The organism is Albidovulum sp., from assembly GCF_049646345.1.
Classification (GTDB): Bacteria; Pseudomonadota; Alphaproteobacteria; order Rhodobacterales; family Rhodobacteraceae; genus Albidovulum.
In genome coordinates this window covers 1-2850 of record NZ_JBARVQ010000401.1, presented here as the reverse complement: position 1 = coordinate 2850, position 2850 = coordinate 1, and the positions used below count along the sequence as shown (strand labels likewise).

Sequence of the window (2850 nt, the reverse complement as noted above, 5' to 3'; positions counted from 1 at the left end):
GTACCCGGCCAATGCGCCCTCAGGAACAACAATTGCCGAAAATGTGGATTCACTGAATAAGTCGCCACTTAGTTCGCCACCGGCAACCACTGGATTCTTGAACGCGCGAAATTTCAGTTCTCGCTTGTTCTTTTCGCTCCAAAGAAGCTCATACTCTTTGAGAATTGAGTTGCGTTCCGCTTCTATGAACTCTCTGAAAATTACGTCGTGTCCTTCCCCCTTCTTCCAAGAACGAAATCTAGTGGAGACCTCATCCTGAATCTCGGGGAATCTGTCACAATCGACCTTATGCAGAACTTGTCCGACGGCTCTAAGCAAAGCAATTACACACGCGTAAAGCACCCGGGATTCTGCGCCTTTATCAATCGGTCCGTTGCACCATTTTATGCTTGCTTGCATCGCATCATCGAGCACAGAAAACGCATGCAGTTTGCGTTCGGGCGTCTCATCATTTTTTACCCATGCCATACTAAGCTCTCACCCCATCGCCCCCATCATCTCGCGCCCGATCAGCATCCGGCGGATCTCGCTTGTCCCCGCACCGATCTCCATCAGTTTCGCGTCGCGGAAGATGCGGGCGACGGGGGTCTCGTTCATGAAGCCCGCACCACCCATTGCCTGCACCGCCTGATGGGACACGTTCATTGCCTCTTCGGATGCATAAAGTACGCAGGCCGCCGCATCCTGCCGCGTGACTTCGCCCCGGTCACAGGCGCGGGCCACTTCGTAAAGGTAGGCGCGGGCTGAGTTCATTTTGGTGTACATGTCAGCGATCTTGCCCTGCATCAGCTGGAAATTCCCGATGGGCTGGCCGAACTGCTTGCGGGTGGCGACATAGGGCATGACCTCATCGAGACAAGCGGCCATGATACCGGTGCCGATGCCCGAAAGGACCACCCGTTCGTAATCGAGCCCGGACATGAGGACGCGGACGCCCCTGCCCTCTTCGCCGAGGATATTCTCGAACGGCACCTCGACATCCTCGAAAATGAGTTCGGCGGTGTTCGACCCGCGCATGCCAAGCTTGTCGAAATGTTTGGAGGTCGAAAAGCCCTTCATCTCTTTCTCGACCAGGAAGGCGGTGATGCCCTTCGATCCGGCCCCGGGATCGGTCTTGGCATAGACCACCAGCGTGTCCGCATCCGGGCCGTTGGTGATCCAGAACTTGGTGCCGTTGAGGAGGAAACGGTCGTTCTTCTTCTCGGCGCGCAGCTTCATCGACACCACGTCGGACCCGGCCCCGGCCTCGGACATCGCAAGCGCGCCGACATGGTCGCCGGACACCAGTCGCGGCAGGTACTTCGCTTTCTGTTCGGACGTGCCGTTCAGCTTGATCTGATTGACGCAAAGGTTGGAATGCGCGCCGTAGGACAAAGACACCGAGGCCGAGGCCCGCGCGATTTCCTCGACCGCGACGCAATGGGCGAGGTATCCCATCCCCACCCCGCCATATTCCTCGGGCACCGTGATGCCCAAAAGGCCGAGATCACCCATCTCGCGCCAAAGCTCCGCCGGGAAGTCGTTCGACCGGTCGATCTCAGCCGCCATCGGTCTGACCCGCTCCTGCGCCCAGCGGTGGACCATGTCGCGCAGGGCTTCAATCTCATCACCAAGATGGAACTTCATGGATGCGGTGAACATCGGGCCCCCGAAGGAAATGAACGTGTGTTCAATTCATAGAGCGAAAGCATGAGTCGGGTCAATGGGGCACCCTGCCCCCCGGATGGTTTCAGTCGATGAAATCGCTCTGCAATGCGTCGCGCAGGCCGCCCCGCACCGCCTTTTCGCAATGCTGTGCAAGCTCTTTGCGGGTGGCGAAGGCATCGACGCTGACCGGGTCGTGGAACACCACCTCAACCGCGCCCTGCCGGGGGAGTCCAAGCACCTTGGCCAGATGCGGTCCGAAATCCATATCACCCCACCAGCCGTAGAAGCGCGCACCTGCCGCAGGCGGCGCATGGTAGATCACCGTAACCGGCTGAATTTCCGTCACATGTTCCAGCCCGTGGCTGTAAAAGGCGGCAAACAGTGTGGGTTTGAACGGCAGGACACGCAGCCCATCGGTCGATGTTCCTTCGGGAAAGAACAAAAGCTTGTGGCCAGCACGGATGCGGTCCTCGAACTGGGTCTGCTGGACCTTGGCCTGTTTCGGATCACGGGCGATGAAGACGGTGCCGGTCGCCCGCGCCAGCCAGCCGATGAAGGGCCAGCCCGCGACCTCGGCCTTGGAGACGAAATAGACCGACTGGCAGGCGTTCAGCGCGAAGATGTCGAGCCAGGACGAATGGTTGGCCACGACCGCGCCGACCTGGTGCATCGGCTGCCCCCGCACCGAATAGCCAACACCCATGATCGGAAAGGCCGCCCGGCAGACACCCCGCGTGATCCGGGGTGTAAAGGGCCGGTTCAGGCCACATAACGGGCGTTCGACCAGACGGCAAAGAAGCAGCAGCGCCAGCCCGCCGAATGTCACAAGCCCCAGCACCCCACCCCGCAAAAGGATCAGCACCAGCCCCAGCGCGCCAAGCGGCGGGCGGTCCGACGCGATCTCATCGCGCCAGGTGGTCACGCACGCATCCCGTGCTTGCGGGTGTAAAAGCCCTTGTGGCGCGCACTCATCGCGGCAGTGTCCATCAACAGGCAGACATCGGTTGTGTTAAAGGCCCGGTCGATGAAGGCGCCATCGCCGACAAATCCGCCAAGGCGCAAATAGGCCTTGATCAGCGCGGGCATCGCCACCATCGCCTGACGCTGGTCCAGACCGTCGGCAGGCACCAGATCCATGCGCTGGAACTGCGCTGGCAGCACCCGCACCCGCAAGGCCTCGGGCGCAAGATGGCGGTGATAGAG

At 60.3% G+C, this 2850-nt stretch carries 3 protein-coding genes and 1 pseudogene; all 4 read right to left on the bottom strand.

The window, feature by feature from the left end; genetic code table 11:
• On the bottom strand, positions 1–468 hold a 468-nt coding region (locus WBB85_RS09805; RefSeq protein ID WP_432638438.1), incomplete at its 3' end, for a hypothetical protein.
• Between the two features lie 9 nt (positions 469–477).
• Positions 478–1641, bottom strand: a complete 1164-nt coding sequence (locus WBB85_RS09800) for an isovaleryl-CoA dehydrogenase (protein WP_432638437.1) — start codon at positions 1639–1641, stop codon at positions 478–480.
• A gap of 88 nt (positions 1642–1729) precedes the next feature.
• Positions 1730–2569, bottom strand: a complete 840-nt coding sequence (locus WBB85_RS09795; protein WP_432638436.1) for a lysophospholipid acyltransferase family protein — start codon at positions 2567–2569, stop codon at positions 1730–1732.
• Positions 2566–2850 (bottom strand): annotated as a pseudogene (locus WBB85_RS09790) (ornithine-acyl-ACP acyltransferase); the annotation flags it as partial. The pseudogene WBB85_RS09790 and the gene WBB85_RS09795, both read right to left, overlap by 4 nt.

What these genes read in the sequence shown, in the direction of transcription:
- WBB85_RS09800 (WP_432638437.1), bottom strand. Translation starts at nt 1,641, where the DNA reads ATGTTCACCGCATCCATGAAGTTCCATCTTGGTGATGAGATTGAAGCC.